This window comes from Paenibacillus xerothermodurans (genome assembly GCF_002220865.2).
GTDB lineage: Bacteria > Bacillota > Bacilli > Paenibacillales > NBRC-103111 > Paenibacillus_S > Paenibacillus_S xerothermodurans.
The window spans coordinates 1-15,787 of the sequence record NZ_NHRJ02000024.1 but is presented as its reverse complement, the minus strand read 5'-3'; the positions used below and the strand labels follow the sequence as shown (position 1 = coordinate 15,787).

Here is a 15,787-nt window from a genome sequence, read left to right as displayed (position 1 = left end):
CGTCATCCATGGTTTTCAAGTTATTTTCTTTTACAAAAGCCTTCACTTGGTCTTTGTTAAATCGAGCCATTTCAGCCATCCTCTCAAACCAACCTTTCTTCCATTTTAATGTATGGTTTGAGAGTTTACACAAAATATTTTACAGACTCTCTCGTCGCCCAACGTCGCTTTTTCAAGCCACGGAAGTAATTCTTTATCATTCATGGGGGCCCCTCCTGAACGTGTTACAACCCTTAATTCGCTCCAGTGGGGAAAAAGGTTCAGTAAGAGAATCAATTTTTTTGACGATACTCGCCATTTTAGGAACTTCTTTAGGTGCCAGTGAACGCAACGAGGCTGCCGTATTCATCTACGGAAGCCTCGATGTCATTTTAGTTATTTGAACTCTGTTTTTCCGTTGCGTTAATCGCCCAGCTATGCGGCCGCCGAGCACCATGTGACAACCACGTTGTGCAAGTTCTTAGCTATCGTTCCCCGTTACTTCAATGCCTTGGTATGTCATCACCAATGTTTTTCCATTGCTTCTTCACATCGAGCAAATCCATTTCTTGTATAAAACTGAACACTGGTGCTACTTGGCCAAAGAATAAGAAATTCAATATCATTTTCTTTGGACCATTTTTCCATTGCCATGTGAATATCGGTTCCTATACCTTGGCTTCTAAAAGCTGGGCGAGTATAGACATTGGTAACATATCCGTAATACGGGTCACGAGTTTCCCCCGGTCTCGGTACTTTATGTATCAACTGTAAATACATATGTGAAACTATGTTTTTTTCAACTTCTGCCACCCAAATGTACCAATCTCCGCTTTCAATCGCTTTAACTAAAAACTCGCTACAAATCTGGTGAAACTCCTCAGAACTAACCGTACTAACCCCATAATCCTCCGCAGAAAAGTCCCAACGCATTTGAACAAGTTCATCTACATCGTCTAATGTCGCTAATCGTACAATAGCCATACACTCATCCTCCTAGTTCTGGTCTATGTAACATAACTGCCCGTTAGCTGAGCGGGTCGTCCGCAATGCAAATTAGCGATGTATCGGTTCCATCGCCGCGCTCTCGTGTGCCGTTAGTAATGATCAACTGGATCAAGTGGATGTTAGACTTTAGAAAATATATCGTGTAAGTTGCTCCAATTTTCTCCGATCCAGATATTTTCTTCTCGAAATCTCTTTAGTGGGATTGAATCATTTTCGCCTTCGGCTGCAACCCACTCCGCTTCCTTCCACCAAGTTAACCTAATAGACCTGACCAATTTCTCCAGCGTTAATGGCTGGTATTCGCGATAACCCTTTACGAAAGCAGCCACACTGTCCATATGTATAGACCCGTTATCTAACATGCAGGACAAAATAGGTCGTGAAATATCAAATTCAGGATAAACAAAGTGCATTCTGTCAAAATCAAGAATTGCTGATAATGAATCGCTCGTGAATAAAAGATTATCTACAAATAAATCCCAGTGCCCCCAGCCTCGTTCGCAATTCGAAAAAATATCTATATCCGTTTCATCAAGGATCTTCCTTTGTACTTCCAATGCCCTGATCGTTTTCTCGGATTTCATGTTATTTGCATGAACCCATCTTTTATTCAAACGCTCTAACATCTCTTCTTTGTTCCGAATATCCCAATGCAAGGGATAAGCGTTCAAATTGTTCGAATTTAAAATTTGATGCATCTTACCTATGGCATTCCCCAAGGTGAACGCTTGATTTTCATTTGCCGAGCCTGGTGGTATAACGTTACCTTCACATAAACTCATTAATACGAACCGCTCTTGAGAAGGTGTCCTTAACACACACTTCCCTTGATTGGAAAACAACTTAGGAGCAGGGAAGCCCTCCTTATGCAGATTAGATTGATGGGTCAAAGAGATTTCAAGACCATTAACGAAGTTCTCAGGATAGCGTGTCTTATTGTATTGCTTTACAAATAAACTCCCTACATCCGTTTCAATTTTCCACTTTAGATTTAAGTAACCTTGCTTGATTTGCAAGAAATCATAGGTTTTTATCTTAAAAATATCAGAAATTGAGCTTAGGATTTCATCCCTAATTAAAGCAACTGCACTGGACATTATGCTCCTCCCAATTTACGGAATTGGCGTTCGAAACCCATTGTAAACCAAGTTATTGGGGAAATCATCACTTCCCAAAACTGTCCTTTAGCTTAACGACAGAATGAGCAGCTGCCGCGGCGGAAAACTGCTCCTGGATCGCTGAAATAACGTGTCCCGATAGCGTGACATTCAATTCTATATCCAATCTTCCAAATGATCATTTAGAAATCGAATCTCGCTCTCATAGTGGGCCACGTGTCTTCATCAACCATTTTTTGAAACGCACGATTTCCGTTGGCGGCACCATTTCGCAAGGTAGCACACAGGGCTCTCAAACGTTGAATAATCCACAGTTGCAGATGGGAATTCCATACGATTGAAAAAACAAATGAATTCGCCGACAGCGTTCTGCGGCGTGTAGATCTGCGCAGTATGCCACCGTAGTTCCAGAGGAATAGTCAGGCGCGAAACTCGCCAGTGGCACCGTTGTGTAAAGAGTGTACGCAATATCCCACATACGTGGACCAGGTCCTGCCATATCAAAATCAATCAGTGCCACAGGAGCACCCTTCTGAAAGACCACATTATACAACGCGGCGTCATTATGACAGATTACTTCGTGCTCTTCATCGTCGGGATAGGTAAGTTGCCATCTGCCTTCCGTCATGAGAGTGAACCCTTTAGTGGCATCGTGGAATCGACGCAAAAGGCGTGCCAAACCCACAAGAGTTTCGTCCGACCACAGGTAGGGTTCAAGTTCAGGGTAATCGTTTCCCGGAACCTCGCCAGGAATAAATGTCAATATTTCACGACCAAAGTCATCCATTTTCGTGAAATCCTGGCGCTCCCTCAAAGCCTTGTTGCTCCAAATGTTTGAGTAATTCAAGAACACACGGACTCCAATAACCTGTGGGGCGGCGAACAGTGTTCGCCACGCGGACAATATGATTAACATTACCGCCTTTTAACACTTCTTCCTCAGGCACTAGGCTTCATCCCCGCTTTTCAGTGGTGAAAGTTATGCTCCTTAGACGAGTTCGCTTAACCGCAACCATGGAATTATTTTGGAAAAAGTACATTCTATTAGTTTCCATACAATGCCCTTTAGCTTAACGAGGCCGCCATTCTATCCGTGGCAGCCTCGTCGTGATGTATAACAATGCTCTTGTGCCTCGAGCGTTTAATATCAACCCTCGATTAATCCTGACATGACAATCACAGCATAAACGGCAACCGACATCTCATTTTACGCCCCCCTGCATTTGGTTAATTTTTGCATCTCGTACAATAACGCTTTCTTCATTCCGTCCAACGCCTCATCGTTAGGCTTGACATCATCCGAATACATCATTTCCCTAGGTGTCCACCACACAGGATAATTCGGCGTTGGTTCTGACAGTCTTCTCGGGAAAATGTGCCAATGCATATGGGAATCACCATTACCGAGAAGCTCATAATTTAACTTATTTGGTTTGAAGGCATTATACACGGCTTCAGACACAATACTCATTTCCATCAGAAACTGCTGTTTAAAATCGTTATGTAGTTCATGAAGGTTTCTAATTCAGAAACAAGATACTTGTTCGTTCCAGTTTTAATCATCTTGATTCGGCTGCAAATTAGGCAATCTTCCATCGTACTCTCCCTCCTATGCGTTCACAGTAACGGCCGAGTATAGTTCAGTATAGCGTTACAATTGGAAGGTATGCATGGTTTTTTATCGCTTGTATATAGATTTATGTGTGCTATAAAATTTAACAAGCTGTTTCTTGCCGATGAGTCAATCGTTTCCCTCTTTTCATCGAAGCGAAACCGGTTAAATCGATGATCTTAGCTGGCTGGTGGGAGATAATAAACTGTAAAACCTTGATACACGTGTATGCAGGAGGTTGAGTGGTTGAAAATCCATGGCATTAGGTATAATGAATGTATAAGAGTCCAAGCCTTGAAAAGACTAAAACCCGGATCGCTACTAACCAATCCGGGTACATCAATAGTCGCCCTGCGGGGGGGCAGGCTCAACATTGGGTGGGAAGGGACCGTTCACTTTGCAGAAGTGGGGACGGTCCTATTTCCTTGTATGGTAAGTTGTTATCAACGTGTCCGATAGTTTAATATCCCAGCAACGGCAACTGTTTTCGTTAACACAAAGAAGTTCGTAGCTTGAAAAAAGCAGCGCATAAGCTGCGCTGCAATGTTAACTACTCGTTTAAATAGGTTGTCACCCTGTTCTGGATCAGCTTAGCTACTTCCTCAGCAGTTTTTTGTTTGCTAAAGAATGCTATCGATTCTTCTCCTACAATGGAAATCACCTTGCCGTCCGCATCCGTATAGTTATCCGCTGTATGAATGAATTGTTTGAACTTGGTAAACGCTTCGTCCGACACCTTGGGTGCTTTCCCGTCTGGAAGCTTGTACGTTCCGCCTTTAACTTGTTCCTGAATGTCGTTCAGCTGCTTCTCATTCACAGATTTCAGCAGTGAAAATCCTTGTCTCTCTCGCAGGGATTGCCCTTCTTCAGATAGCATGAACACAATAAACTTCCAAGCCTCCTCTTGCACCGAGGATTTGGCTTGAATAGCGAACTGGGACGCGAGGACAATCCTCGCTCCACCTGTTTGTTCCGGTTTTTTCAGCAGCTGCGGATTGGCGAAGAATGTATATAGACCATTGATAAAGTCCGCGGGCGATCGCAAAACAGTAGAATAGAACATTTGCTTGCCTACATCCGCCGGTTCCGAAGTTATGACTTTATTATCGTACATATTTTTAATTTGTTGCATCGCTGCCACGAATAATGGAGAGTCGAATTTTGCCTTTGTCGCTGTATGATCAACGAACTCAGTGTATTTATCCACAATCATTTCTTGCAGGAGGACGTCCGGCGGGTCATTCGCCAAGGCGTAGCGGCGTTCCGCGGCGCTCTCTCCCAGTTTCTTCGAAATTTCCTCAAACTCCTTCCAACTCCAATTCTTATCGTCGATACTCGCGTTCTGAAGAATATCGCCATCGCCTACAAACGCCCGCAGATAGAACCCGAAAGGCATGGCATACATACTGCCATGTGACTTTAATGCATCCAAAATGTTCATTTGAAAATCGCTTTTATGTAGTGTTTCGTCTTGCTCCATGAACTTTTCCATATTCAGGAGAAGATTTTTTCTCACATAAGCATCGATAGGCAAGCCGCTTACTTCGAAGATATCCGGGCCTTTCTCCGATAGTATCGCTGTATTCGTCGTTTTTTGGTATTGTTCATAATCTTCTGTAATCTGAATTTGCAGATCGATGTCCGGATACTTTTCTTCAAACTTTTTCTCTGCTGTCTGGTAAAATGCGCTCGGTTGCTGGATAGACAATGTAACGGCGGTTTTCCCCTCTTGGATTCCCGGTTTCTCTGTACTTGCCATTTCCTCGCCGCCTCCAGCACTGCATGCGGCTATTGATGTTATTAAAATGCCAACAAAAATCATACACAGCCACTTTTTCATCGAATGAAATCCTCCTATCGTTTTACGAATTCATGCATAGCTATTGCAGACGAACACGGTTTCCTTCTTGTAAAGTCTCACTGCTTTCCAGAACCACCAGGTCGTCCTTATAGAGGCTATCCGCTTGAACCATCGTTTCTTTGTCATTCGTTTCACTGGACTTAATTCGGACTTTTCGGGCAACAAAGACATTGCTCAATGCGCCTCTCTGCTCTTCAATTTTGTAAACAAACATCCCTTCACGGTCCCGATGAATTGCCTCGTTGGAAATGACCAGCCCTTCCAGGCGTGAGCGTTTCTCGATATTGATCCATGCTTGCTCACCCCCTTTCAGCTCGGAATCCATGACCTTGGTGCGAATTGCCTTCCGAGCAACCGCTCGGGTCTGGTCCGCCATTTCCCCGGATGAGCTAGCGGTTCTCGGCTCAGCATCCATCATTTCAGCAATCGTACCGTCAATAATACGAGTCTGTTGTTCCTGCACGGGATGTACCTCGACCTCTACCTTTGCTCCGACCGCAATCCCCAACTTGGACAACACCGCGGAGTCGGCAGGAATATCCAATCTATAGCCAAGGCTATCATTTGAGATAACAACATCCGGTTCTCCCGATGATGCTAATCCTTGGGCTGCACTCAATTTTGTTATGATGCCGTCGAACGGAGCTGTCAGCTCCTGTCCGCTTGTCAAACGATCTCTCAGCTCGCTAATTTTTCGTTCCTGCGTACCTAGATCCAGTTTTAGTGTTTCGATAGCGCGGCCTGCACTCCGAATGTTGAGTTCGTCCCCTCCCTTTGTCGACTGGATGAAATGATCCTGAAGATTTTGAAGCTCGATGTTCATCTTCTTCAAGTTGGCTATTTCATTCTCCAATTCTCGTTCAGCAGTTTTGCTGTCATACTCGATTAGCTTTTGCCCCTTCTTCACACGATCTCCTTCCTTTACGAAAATCTTTTGGACCTTCCAGGCAGCAGGGTTCGACAATCTCGCTTCGGCCAACGGCTGCAATATACCGCTGCCCTCAATCTTAAATAAAAGGCTTCCGGCGGCCAGCTGTTCCGTTCTCACTTTCGGCAAGGTCAGTGACTGGAGCGTGTTGCTGAAAAACGTAAGCAATAGTAACAATCCCATAAAAACAATGAAGACGATTTGAATGCTTCGTTTGCGCCTGCGATCACCCAGTTCGTTCGCTAACTCCATATCCGGTCTTTCTCCTCCTAAAAACTTTCCGTTGGAAAGTCTGTTACTTGGGCACTGTCTAAGCTGGTTAGGCAAAACTTGCATCGTGAGCATCAACTTCCACAAATTATCCCTTGATGCCGGACAATTGGATGCCTTTAATGAAATAGGTTTCCGCATACAGAAATAACAGCACCATCGGGGTCATGTAGAGCATGGATGCAGCGAAAGTGATCCCCCGTTCAGCATTAATCCTGGATAAATACACGGATAGCGGCTGCCTGAACGGATCGTCCAAAAAAATCAGCGGCTGCTCCACCATGTTCCAATAATCGACAAACAAAAGGATAACAAGCGCGGAAAAGCCCGGTTTGACCATGGGAACGATGATCGTGAAGAAAATCCGCAAATGGCCGGCCCCATCCATCTTCGCGGCTTCAGTGTAGGCAGACGGAATGACCAGCATGAACTGTCGAAGCATAAATACACCGAAAGCCGAGAAAATGGCAGGCCATATCACAGCATTGGGACTATTCAGCAGTCCCAACTTATCTGCCATAATGTAATTCGGCACAAGTGTCACCTGAAATGGCATGAGCATCGTCAAGACATAGATGAGAAACAAACGATCTCGGCCGCGAAATTGCAGCTTGGAGAATGCGTACGCGGCAAGTGCCGCTACAAAGGTTTGTCCTGCGATGATCGGCACCACCAAAAAGACCGAATTCCAGAACATCGTCAGATATCTCGGACTGCCCACCAACACTTTGCCATACTGCTCCATGGTCACTTGATCCGGCAGTAATTTTAAATTCACAAAAAGGTTTTTTCCCCCCGCAGGCGCTTCATTCATCTGCCCTATTGGCTCATAGTTCATATTGATTTCCTGATCTGTCATGAACGAATTGGTGAACGTGATCACAATCGGAAATAAGAATACGGCCGCAACTATGCCCATGACGATCGTGAATACAATTTTTTGCAATACCTTGGAAATGCGCAATGATTTTCCCCTCTATTCCATGAACTTTCGATACCGGCGGTCAAGTGTAAACAATCCCATGACAATCAGAAGAATGCAGCCAGCCATCAAAGTCGCCGCGGCTGTCAGCTTCTGAATATCCAACGACGTGAACGTGTTGTTCATATAGTGCTGCATCATGTATATACTGTCATGCGGATAATCACCTGCGATCAAATACGTTTCTCGGAATACTTTAAACGAGTTCATAATAGACAAAATGACGACAAAGAACATCGTGGGCGTGAGATAGACGAGCGTAATACTGACAAACTGCCTCAAACTCCCTGCCCCTTCCGTTTGGGCGGTGTCATAATAGTCCTTCGGGATTTGCTGCAATCCCGCCAAGAATAAAATGATGTTATAGCCGATGTTCTTCCATAAATAAACGACAATGATGACATTTCGAGCCGCTTCGCTCTTCATCCAATCGACAGGTTCCACTGCGAAGCCGCTTAGCCAGGCATTTATGGATCCGTTCCAATCAAATAGTATCTGCCAGATCAGAACAATCGAGGCGACGGGAACGACCAGCGGCAGCACAGAGGCAGTCCGCAGCCATTTTCGCAGATGCATATCTGTGTTCAACAGCATCGCCAAACCTAACGACAGCGCGAGATTAAGCGGAACACTCACTGCGCTAAAATAAAAGGTATTAGATGCCGCCTTACGGAAGGAATCGCTCGCAAGCAGCTCGCGGTAATTGTCCAATCCCACAAAACGGCTGTCGACCGTATTGTCCACAAAAGAATAGAACAATCCCATGGCAAACGGAATCAGGTAGAACAGCGCAAACCCGACACCGCTCGGAATGAGAAATATCCATGCAGCCGCTGAATCCTTACGCATCCATTTTTTTCTTTTTATCCTCATACTAAAGCCATGCCAAAAACCCCACTTATTCATTCTCAGTTTCCTCCATCTGCTCATGCATTTAGAATAGGGAGGATTGTTTAAAGAATAAGTAGGGTAAAAATAAAATTTTTATTAAATGACTGGCATTCTGGTTAGCCATGTCCTTCGGGTGCCATTATTTGTGGGAACCGGACTTCAAATAGCGTATGAATTCGGTCGCTTTGGGCCGTGATGGTGCCTTGATGCTGCTCTACAATATTTTTCGCAATGAACAAGCCAATGCCGGAGCTTCCTTCCCGTTGTGTTCGCGCTTTATCGCCCGTATAAAACATATCGAAGATATACGGCAGCTCTTCCGGGGGAATGCAATCACCATAATTGACCACTTGAACCACTGCATCATCCGCATTAAGATGGCAATGAATATCTATATATTGGCCGTCTCTGCCATAGCGGATGGCGTTCGTGAGAAGATTTTCAAATACGCGCGCCAATTGCTCTCCGTCGCCCCAAATCATCACATGCGGAGTCGCATTCACGCGGGTTGTCAGGTTATTTTTCTCAAAAGCAGGGTATAATTCCTCGTTTAATTGGATGAGCAGCTCGCTTAAATCGATCGGTTTTTTGTCAATCGTGAGCTTGCCCATGCGGGTGATTTCAAACAGCTCATCAATCAGCTTCTCCAGGCGTTGAGACTTGGTGAAAGCAATGTGCGTATAGTGTTTGATTTGTTCCGTCGTGAGCCCTTCGCCCTGAAGGATGAAATCCAGGTAGCCCAAAACGGAAGTGAGCGGTGTACGCAAATCGTGCGCCAAATTCAACACTAATTGTTCTTTGCTGTTTTCCGCAAAATCTCCCCGCTCCATAGCTTGCTTCAATTTTTCACTTGCCTGATTGATGTCTTGCGCAATGTCTTCGAACTCGTCGTTCGAACGAATGCGTATCGGGCTGTTGAAGTTGCCATTCGCCAACTGATTGATTCCGTGCGATATTTCATGAAAATAAAGCGAATACCGTTTCGTGAGGAGAAAGAAAAAGTGAAAGGAGAGAGGAATAAAAATCAGCAGAAAGAAGTTAACGTCCCCTACTTCCCGCATGAAATAACGAACCTTCGTCAACGGATTTTCGAACTGCGTTGTATAGTAATAGCTTTGCATCAATTTACAGAGCACATAGGTGCTCGTACCGGAACAGAGCATACTTAAACCAAAGAATTGAATCATTTTAAATCGAAAGTTTCGGGTCATTTTAGCCATTGAATGTGTAGCCCACCCCCCAAACCGTCTTGATCCATTTGTTTCTATGAGTGTCTTCGGCTAGCTTTTTCCGCAACGTGCGTATATGCACCATGACTGTATTGCCCCCTTCGTGGTAGGCCTCCCCCCATACATGTTCGAAAATATTTTCTGAGCTGAAGACCTTCTTCGGATGACTGGCCAACAGGTATAAAATATCAAACTCTTTCGGAGTTAGTTCAATCGGATTACCATACAGAAAAACAGCTCGTTGTTCGGGATCGATGATCAAGCCGCCCGTCTCCAAAACGGATGTGTTCAAAGTCACCGATGCATTGAACTGCATTGCACGCCTCAACTGCGCATTCACGCGAGCGACCAATTCCATGGGGTTGAACGGTTTGGTCACATAATCATCGGCTCCTCTTACCAGTCCTGTAATTTTATCGAGGTCGCTCGCTTTGGCGCTTAAAAAAATAATGGGCAGATGATGACTTTCCCGGATGAGTTGTGTCGCCTCGTAGCCATCCAGCTTCGGCATCATGATATCGAGAATCGCCAAATCGACCGACTTCGTCCGAATAACCTGCACAGCCTCCCGCCCGTCGGAAACTTTAATGCATCGGTAGCCCTCTTTTAGCAAATGCAGTTCTATCAGATCGGCAATTTCCGGTTCGTCGTCCGCTATTAAAATGGTCATCGGTTTCATGGTCACCTCAGGCAGAAATTGATAATAACTGTATTGTATCAGATTTTCCTTGCCGCAACAGCGACGCGCGGATGCTCGTCCGGAGGATCTTCTGCCCACGCTTCGGCGGAATCCGTGAAAAACCAAGCATCGTTGGCGATGTTCGGCAAAGCCGCCTCCGACGCTTGAGAAGCGTGCGGCTCACGATGTAAAGGTGAATGGTAAATTTGATAACAATACGGCGCATACTGCAGCGAAATAGCGATCTTCCGGCTTTCATTCGCCCTCCTCCGGCGGAATCCCATCCATCGGCACTTCGCCCCGCGTACCGACATACACCGTCACAATCACGCCATCCATATTGTTGCCTGAAATTTCATAGCGGCCATTGGCAGGCACATGGATCGTTGTATTTTTGGAGATCGGATAGTAAAAGATTTCATAGACTTGGTTTTCAATCGTAGTCGTAATGGACTTCTGCTGCTTCAAAAAATCCAAATATTCCTCTAGAACAAAATCTTTCTCATACATAATGGCGCTGTGCGGCAGCCCGACATATCGAAAATGCCAGGGCTCAAACTGAATACCTGTGATTGCAGTTTTGTCGCTCGGATAACGCAAAATGAACCCGTAGCTCCATGCGTTTTTTTTCAGCCACTTTCCTTCCGGGGCTCGGCTCATCTCCGCTTGCGTAGACCCAATGTCCAGCGATAAACCTAAATTATGTTCGCTATATCCTGCAGGCAACGCATATTCCGCACCCATTTGTTGATACAGCTCATTTTGCTCTTTATTGTCGCGATAACCGCTGCTGATTAAAAATCGGTTAACCCCATCCTTCTCTGCGGCCTCAATCATTGTTGTGAATTTTTGCACTAAGCTTCGTGACAACCGGATCGAGTTATCCAGCAGCACGAATCCGTTGACCAGCTCCTGGTGCTTGGCCAGAGCGACCGCGTCGGGCTCTACACCCTCTGGATGCACAGGATAATGCTTATTGACCAACAACAAATTGCCTTTGTAAATTTGATCTTTTGTTACCTGAATCGTAAGATCGCTCTCTTGAGGAATCTCATCTTGCACTTGATAGTTTATTTCGGGTAGTTTCTCCTTATCGACTTTCGGTTTATATTGAGTAACGCCATAGCCAAGAATTAAAAGTATAATAAGCCCGATCAACCATTTCTTCATCCTTAGTTTCCTCCTAATCCCTCATCCACTTTAGTGTAAGGAAAACTATTTAAAAAGAAATGGGGTAAAAAATAAAATTTTTCTTAAAAAGGGGAAGCATTAGCGAGACCGTTAAACCGTAAGAAAATGAAGCAGGGATCGATCCGATGTGGATTCGGTCCCTTTTTCTCGTGCAGGGAGCTTTGGGCTATGAGCTTGTAATTTGACAGCGCCAACCCTGACAGCTCGCTAGGTTCGATCTCTCACTGTTTGGCAGCGCTAACGGAATTAGCAGCCGGTTGTTTTTGCTCAGACGCTGTCGGACTCGTGTTAAAGTCGACCGGAACAATGCCTTCTGCTCGCCATACCGTACCTCTTTTCTCGTACTCGAATAACTTTTCTACGGCATTTGCGATTTGCGGCCCTAACTCACGTTCAACCAAATACAAGGCCACGTCAAGTCCCGAAGTGACACCTCCCCCGCTCACGAAGCGAGGACTATCTTCAACGACTCTTGCATTAACCGGAATCGCACCGGCAGCCTCTAACGCAGCCATGCCCATATGATTGGTAACTGCATGTCTATCTTTCAACAAACCTGCCATTGCAGGCAGCAAAGAGCCTCCACATACTGTAGCCACAGTAACTTCCTTATTGTTAAACGCTCGTTTCAACATATCCGGTAAGCCTGTCTTCATGGCCTTGCTCAATATATTAGGAATGGCATCTTCCGAATTTCCCGCCGGCTTACCAGAAGCTCCAGGCACTAAAATAATTCCCGAACGATTTGGGTCTAATGCGGCTTGGGCTTCGAGGGCGGGGCCATTACCGCTCGGGACAGAACGCTTACCTTCTGCGGATACCAATTCTATAGTAACTGCTCCTCCTGAGTACATTCCTGCGGCACCGAAAACTTCATATGGCGCTAATGCGTCCAACAGATCGAAACCATCGAATAACACGATTTGAACATGCATACTTTTGTCCTTGAATGCATTATTGTTCTCTTTTGTTTTCGCATTTGCTGCAGGGGCAACTAGACTTACAATTAGGGCGAACGACATGAGTAATCCAGATATTTTTTTCATCCTTACACCTATTCCTTTCGTGTGGCTCAAGGCATAAAACGGAATGAATCCTTTAGCCTTAAGCGATTTTTGTTTATTCTTAATAAACAGGGATACCAGTACACTGCTCAAATCATGCGGAGGTAAGCGCCGCCCACCTGTTTATGGCGAAATAATAACCTCTCTGGATGGACCGATCGTTCTAATGATGACGTCAGGAATGATGAGCAGCAGCACAATAGAGCCGTAAACGCCAATTGTATAGCTAGTAACGTAAATGAGACCGAATCCCTGATGAAAAAGGGAGGTGATCAGATGAATGGACATGTTCGTAAAACAAAAGGCGTAACTTCTGATCATCCAGTTCCGGTGCCTGACGATCCGTTTCTTTTTGATTTGGACGAGCGCTATAATGGTTATAAGCAGCCACAAAATATTTAGCGCATTGAACCCCACACTGCTTATTTTCCCTCCGGTGGCGTACGGCGCCAAGTATCCGGACGTAATCACGACAAGAAGTACGGACGCTAAATAAACGTAGCCGTTAATGCGATGGAACTTACGGCTTTTTTCAAAGATTCGATTAGAAAAGTTTAGCACCCCCGCCGCGATGGCGATGCAGGCAAACGCAACATGAACGTGCATAACGTTTAACCAGACCGGGAGATTAAGCTCGCGCTTAAGTCCGGTTTTCTTGGTCAAAAATTCCTCGGCTCCGGGATCGATAATATAATTGACCACCAAGGCGTAAAGGATAAATACAATACTGACGCAGGCTAATAGACCATATAATGTTTTCCGCTGCTTCATGCGATACAAAACCCCCGCGCCCCCATACTTTTTTTCTATGTGCATACCTCCTTTATCCGTTTCTGCGTCGGACGAAGCAATGTTCGCGGTTTTGCCGTCCGTGTTCGCAAGAAGAATTGTAACAAACGAATATCTCAAACGAAGTTGTACAAAGGTCACAAAACAATAAACAATTCATCACAAATCAGGTAGTTGCGATAGTTGCCGGCGGAAAAATGATAAACTGGAATTCAAAGGTGGGATATTCATGAGCGAAATAAGTACGATACTGGTGGTAGACGATGACCAAAGTATCGTCGAACTATTGAGGGACTTTTTAGAGTACGAAAATTTTCACGTTATAACCGGGTGTGATACCGTTCAAGCGTGGGCCTTGTTCCAACAAAGCTCCATCTCTTGTATTGTTCTTGACATCATGATGCCGGGCCAAAACGGATTTGAGTTATGCCGCCGGATCCGGGCGGAGAGTAACGTGCCTATCCTTTTCTTGAGCGCACGAAGCGATGATGTGGACAAGATTCGAGGGCTGACGCTCGGGGGCGATGATTATATCGTCAAAACCGCTTCACCCGGCGAGATCGTTGCCCGCGTGAAGGCTGTTCTACGACGCATCGGCACGCAGCAAGCAACTACGGTCAAGGTATTGGACTATGGTCGCATCAAGCTCGATTTGTCCACAAGAGAAGTGTTCGTAGATAGAAGGAACGTCTCTCTCACGCCGAAGGAATATGAGCTGCTGCGATTGTTTGCGGAGCATCCGAGACAAGTATTTACCTATGACCAATTGCTCACGAAGTTCTGGGATGGAGTCGGCGATAAGCATACGATTCGTGTCCATCTGAGCCGTCTTCGCGAGAAGATCGAGCTCGATCCGGATCAGCCGCAATATTTGACCAACGTGTGGGGCGTTGGCTATCGCTTCGAGGGCGTGTAACATGAGGAAGCTCCGTATTCGTACCTATGCCTTGCTCAGCTTGGTACTCCTCCTGCTGCTGCCATGGGTTTTCTTTGTCGCCGCGCACTTCATCACGACCCAATCGTTGCATATTGGAGAGGACCGGCCGAATTCGTATACGGTTCCCATGGTTGCTGCGTTCGCAGGACTACTGCTCGCTTTCTTTATTGTAGGCGTTTGCATGCGAAGGCTCCTTCTCTTGCCCCTTGAGAGAATGGGCCAGGCAGCTCGACAAATCGCTGCAGGTGATTGGGACGTTCAGCTGCCGCCATCGACCATCAGAGAGATTGCCGAGGTTCGGGATGGGTTTGAAGTCATGGTGAATGGACTGGAAAACTCGCACCGGAAGCAAGCGGAGCTGGAGGAGGAACGACGATTCGTTATCGCTGCCGTCGCGCATGACTTGCGGACACCTTTATTTGCCTTGCGCGGTTATTTGGACGGGCTCGAGCAAGGCATTGCACAAACACCGGATCAAATCGCAAAGTATGTGGCCGTTTGCAAGGAGAAATCATCACAATTGGACCGGTTGGTTGAGGATCTCTTCATCTTTACAAAGATGGAATATTTGGCAACAGAGCTAAGCGAGGACACCGCAGACTTTAACGATATTGTTCAAAAATCGATCGACAGCCTGCAGCCGCAAGCGCAGCAGAAGCACATCTCCATCGTCGCCCTTTACGTGCCGGATGGTTGTTGGATTAGAGCGGATTTGCATTTATTAGAGCGCGCGTTGAGCAATTTATTGGATAACGCTGTAAGGTACACACCTGATCATGGCCGAATTCTCGTTCAATGCCGCCGGAAAGGAGATCGAGCGTCGTTCACAATCCAAGATTCAGGGCCGGGCTTTCTGCCGGAGGAACTCAAACGTATTTTTGAACCTCTCTATCGGGGAGAGCAGTCGAGAAATCGTGCGACGGGCGGCGCCGGATTGGGGCTGACCATATCACAGCGCATCATCCGCCAGCATAAAGGCGAGCTTGCTGCGGGTAACCTGCCGAGCGGAGGCGCCACCCTCTCAGGCTGGATTCCTGCGCTAACCGATAAGAAGACCGAACCCAAAATAGCCGAATGATGCAAAGGAAGACTGCCGACATTGAACTGCACCCCGTCAAGTAGACAGTACAAATAATTAAAATTGGTTAGGCGGCCTTGGTCCTGAATTCCATTGGACTAAGGCCGTTTAATTTTGCTTGTAATCGTTCGTTATTGTAAAAGTGGATGTAGGCGTCAATGTCCCTCTTTA

At 45.9% G+C, this 15,787-nt stretch carries 17 protein-coding genes; 3 read left to right on the top strand and 14 right to left on the bottom strand.

The window, feature by feature from the left end:
• A partial coding sequence (locus CBW46_RS21560) for a hypothetical protein (RefSeq protein WP_207802352.1) occupies nt 1-383 on the top strand: 383 nt, incomplete at its 5' end.
• Between the two features lie 118 nt (nt 384-501).
• Here CBW46_RS21560 and CBW46_RS20795 read toward each other — a convergent pair.
• From CBW46_RS20795 to CBW46_RS20730, 13 genes are all read right to left on the bottom strand, one after another.
• Entirely contained in the window at nt 502-963 is a 462-nt protein-coding gene (locus CBW46_RS20795) for a GNAT family N-acetyltransferase (RefSeq protein WP_089201870.1), read from the bottom strand.
• Between the two features lie 143 nt (nt 964-1,106).
• Nucleotides 1,107-2,084 carry a phosphotransferase gene (locus CBW46_RS20790; protein WP_089201869.1) on the bottom strand — a complete coding sequence of 326 codons (978 nt, stop codon included), beginning with the start codon at nt 2,082-2,084 and terminating at the stop codon, nt 1,107-1,109.
• A 313-nt stretch (nt 2,085-2,397) separates the two neighbouring features.
• Nucleotides 2,398-2,952 carry a phosphotransferase gene (locus CBW46_RS20785; protein ID WP_243633424.1) on the bottom strand — a complete coding sequence of 185 codons (555 nt, stop codon included), beginning with the start codon at nt 2,950-2,952 and terminating at the stop codon, nt 2,398-2,400.
• A 360-nt stretch (nt 2,953-3,312) separates the two neighbouring features.
• Nucleotides 3,313-3,582, bottom strand: coding sequence for an HIT family protein (locus tag CBW46_RS20780; RefSeq protein ID WP_243633423.1), 270 nt, complete (start codon nt 3,580-3,582; stop codon nt 3,313-3,315).
• A 685-nt stretch (nt 3,583-4,267) separates the two neighbouring features.
• A complete protein-coding gene (locus CBW46_RS20775) occupies nt 4,268-5,557 on the bottom strand; it encodes an ABC transporter substrate-binding protein (RefSeq protein WP_089201868.1) in 1,290 nt (429 codons plus the stop codon).
• Between the two features lie 40 nt (nt 5,558-5,597).
• Nucleotides 5,598-6,758: an efflux RND transporter periplasmic adaptor subunit gene (locus tag CBW46_RS20770; RefSeq protein WP_089201867.1), complete on the bottom strand. Its 1,161-nt coding sequence runs from the start codon at nt 6,756-6,758 to the stop codon at nt 5,598-5,600.
• Between the two features lie 106 nt (nt 6,759-6,864).
• On the bottom strand, nt 6,865-7,695 hold the full coding sequence (locus CBW46_RS20765; protein WP_424446881.1) for a carbohydrate ABC transporter permease: 831 nt from the start codon (nt 7,693-7,695) through the stop codon (nt 6,865-6,867).
• Nucleotides 7,696-7,752: 57 nt separating this feature from the next.
• Nucleotides 7,753-8,664 (bottom strand): carbohydrate ABC transporter permease, encoded by a 912-nt coding sequence (locus CBW46_RS20760; RefSeq protein ID WP_207802351.1) that lies wholly within the window; start codon nt 8,662-8,664, stop codon nt 7,753-7,755.
• Nucleotides 8,665-8,765: 101 nt separating this feature from the next.
• Entirely contained in the window at nt 8,766-9,869 is a 1,104-nt protein-coding gene (locus tag CBW46_RS20755; RefSeq protein WP_089201865.1) for a sensor histidine kinase, read from the bottom strand.
• Complete coding sequence (locus CBW46_RS20750) at nt 9,862-10,557, bottom strand: response regulator transcription factor (RefSeq protein WP_089201864.1); 696 nt, start codon at nt 10,555-10,557, stop codon at nt 9,862-9,864. Before CBW46_RS20750 ends, CBW46_RS20755 begins: the two co-directional genes overlap by 8 nt.
• A 255-nt stretch (nt 10,558-10,812) precedes the next feature.
• On the bottom strand, nt 10,813-11,727 hold the full coding sequence (gene vanY / locus CBW46_RS20740; RefSeq protein WP_089201862.1) for a VanY-A/VanY-F/VanY-M family D-Ala-D-Ala carboxypeptidase: 915 nt from the start codon (nt 11,725-11,727) through the stop codon (nt 10,813-10,815).
• Nucleotides 11,728-11,969: 242 nt separating this feature from the next.
• Nucleotides 11,970-12,794, bottom strand: coding sequence for a DJ-1/PfpI family protein (locus CBW46_RS20735; RefSeq protein ID WP_089201872.1), 825 nt, complete (start codon nt 12,792-12,794; stop codon nt 11,970-11,972).
• A gap of 141 nt (nt 12,795-12,935) precedes the next feature.
• On the bottom strand, nt 12,936-13,583 hold the full coding sequence (locus tag CBW46_RS20730; protein WP_089201871.1) for a DUF2306 domain-containing protein: 648 nt from the start codon (nt 13,581-13,583) through the stop codon (nt 12,936-12,938).
• A 247-nt stretch (nt 13,584-13,830) separates the two neighbouring features.
• On the opposite strand from CBW46_RS20730, the gene CBW46_RS20725 reads away from it, so the two are divergent.
• Together CBW46_RS20725 and CBW46_RS20720 are read left to right on the top strand one after the other, a co-directional pair.
• Nucleotides 13,831-14,517: a response regulator transcription factor gene (locus CBW46_RS20725; protein ID WP_089201861.1), complete on the top strand. Its 687-nt coding sequence runs from the start codon at nt 13,831-13,833 to the stop codon at nt 14,515-14,517.
• A gap of 1 nt (nt 14,518) precedes the next feature.
• Nucleotides 14,519-15,616 carry a sensor histidine kinase gene (locus CBW46_RS20720; RefSeq protein WP_089201860.1) on the top strand — a complete coding sequence of 366 codons (1,098 nt, stop codon included), beginning with the start codon at nt 14,519-14,521 and terminating at the stop codon, nt 15,614-15,616.
• Nucleotides 15,617-15,683: 67 nt separating this feature from the next.
• On the opposite strand, the gene CBW46_RS22405 is transcribed toward CBW46_RS20720, so the two are convergent.
• A complete protein-coding gene (locus CBW46_RS22405) occupies nt 15,684-15,776 on the bottom strand; it encodes an IS3 family transposase (RefSeq protein WP_424446577.1) in 93 nt (30 codons plus the stop codon).
• Nucleotides 15,777-15,787: the final 11 nt, after the last annotated feature.